This is a genomic window from Photobacterium sp. S4TG1 (assembly GCF_036040035.1).
Lineage (GTDB): Bacteria > Pseudomonadota > Gammaproteobacteria > Enterobacterales > Vibrionaceae > Photobacterium.
The window spans coordinates 1-2127 of record NZ_JAYXUH010000033.1; the positions used below are offsets into that span (position 1 = coordinate 1).

A 2127-nucleotide genomic window follows, 5' to 3' on the forward strand; every position below is an offset into this window, starting at 1 on the left:
CGTAAAAAAAATCCCTCGCTGTTGCCAACGAGGGATTTGATAGGGTAGTCACATTATCGCATTAGGCGATTATAGTGCTTCTTTTTTGATACAAAGAACGTGGTATTTACCGTCTTCGATTTCTGCGCCTTCAGTTTCGTGTTCGAAACCAGGGAACTCAGCGTCCCATGCTTCTAGTGCTTTCAAGTACTGGATTTGAGGACTTGTATCATCACCGAAGTTTTCGCCACCCATTAGCATTGGAATGCCTGGTGGGTAAGGGATAACAGAGTTCGCTGCAACACGACCAACAAGCTTGTCAGAAGGTACTAGTTCTACGTCATCAGATACGACGAACTGGTAAGCAGTACGTGGTTTCACTTCCATTTCAGGAAGGCTTGAGTACGCGTGGTTCAGTACTTGGCTTGGGTTGTGACGTACTAGGTATTCAAACATCTTGTTACCAAGATCTTTAAGACCTAGACCACGGTAAACTTCAGGAGCAGACGCTACTAGCTCAGGCAGTAATGTTTCGATATCTGCGTTAGCATCGTAGTGACGCTTGAATGACAACAATGTGTTGATCAATGTGTCACGCTTACCTTTAGTAATACCCATTGAGAATAGGAACATTACTTGGAAGTCAGTGGTACGTGTTGGTACGATACCGAAACGACCTAGGTATGCAGTAACAAGTGCTGCTGGAACACCTGTTTCTAGGAAGTTACCGTTGTCGTCAAGACCCGGAGTTAGCAAGCTCACTTTGATTGGATCAAGCATACACCAGTCATTGTCGATTTCGTCAAAGCCGTGCCACTTGTCGCCAGGAGTCAATTTCCAGTTCTGTTGGATAGTCATTAGTGACTCAACAGAAGCGTCTTCGAAATTAACTTTGTCACCGTTCATTTCAGTAACAGTTTCAGCGTTCCAAGGCTTGAAGAACCAATCGTTTTCAGCCGTGTAATCGTTGAATAGTTGACGCATGTTTTGACGGAAGATGATCGCTTCGCGGTTAACTTCGTTCGTTAGCGATAGACCACTTTCGCCCTTCATCATGTTTGCAGCGACATCGTTAGACGCACAGATTGCGTATAGTGGTGATGTTGAAGTGTGCATCATGTAAGCTTGGTTGAAACGATCGAAGTTAATCGCGTTTTCACCGTTACGTACGTGAATGTATGATGCTTGAGACAATGCATTCAATAACTTGTGCGTTGAGTGAGTTGCAAATACTGTAGGACCGGTGTGGTCTTTAGCATCGCCACGCATTGCGTAGTGACCCTTGTAGATAGGGTTAAAACGTGCGTAACCAAACCAAGCTTCATCCATGTGAATACGGCTAGAGCTTTCGCCTAGTAGCGCTTCAGTCACTTCTGAGTGGTAACATAAACCGTCGTAAGTACAGTTAGTTACTACAGCGTAGCTTGCTTTTTTCTCATCAGCATTGAACGGAATACCTGCATTTTTCGCTTTAAGCGCAATGCCTTCTTTGCTCATTTGAACTTTGCTGATTGGACCGATGATACCGTAGCAGTTACGGCTAGGCACCATGTAGATTGGACGTGCGCCCGTTAGGATCAGACCTTGTTCAATTGATTTGTGACAGTTACGGTCACAAATAGCAATGTCATCATCTTTCATACATGCTTGCATGATAGTACGGTTTGAACCTGAAGTACCTACGATACCAGAGTAAGACTGGTGAGCACCGAAGATCTTAGCAGCTTCAACTTCTGAATCTTTAAATGCGCCACTGTGGTCAAGTAGTGAACCTAGTGCAGCACGCTCGATACCCATATCGGTACGGAACAAGTTTTCGCCGAAGAATTCAAAGAATTGGTTACCAGCAGGGGTCTTAGTAAAACCAATACCACCTTGGTGACCTGGAGCAGACCATGAGTACTCATGGATATCGTTGTAGTGCATCATCGCTTTCATGAACGGTGGTAACACTTGTGCACGGTAACGACGCATTGAAGCAACGATACGGCCAGCAACGAAGTCAGCAGTGTCTTCTAGTACAGAATAACACTCATCAACACGTTCCATTAACTGGCGGTTGTTAAGGATAGAAGTACGTGCGCGTTCTGCTAGTAGAAATACTGGCACTTCAGATTGACGTGCTTGTAGTGCTGCTAACAAATCAAC

General features: G+C 44.9%; 1 protein-coding gene. It reads right to left on the minus strand.

Features of this window, described 5'->3' with window-relative positions:
- Positions 1-69: 69 nt before the first annotated feature.
- Positions 70-2127, minus strand: a 2058-nt coding sequence (gene adiA, locus VXS03_RS19970; RefSeq protein ID WP_327765525.1) for an arginine decarboxylase, incomplete at its 5' end; no start/stop codon positions are given.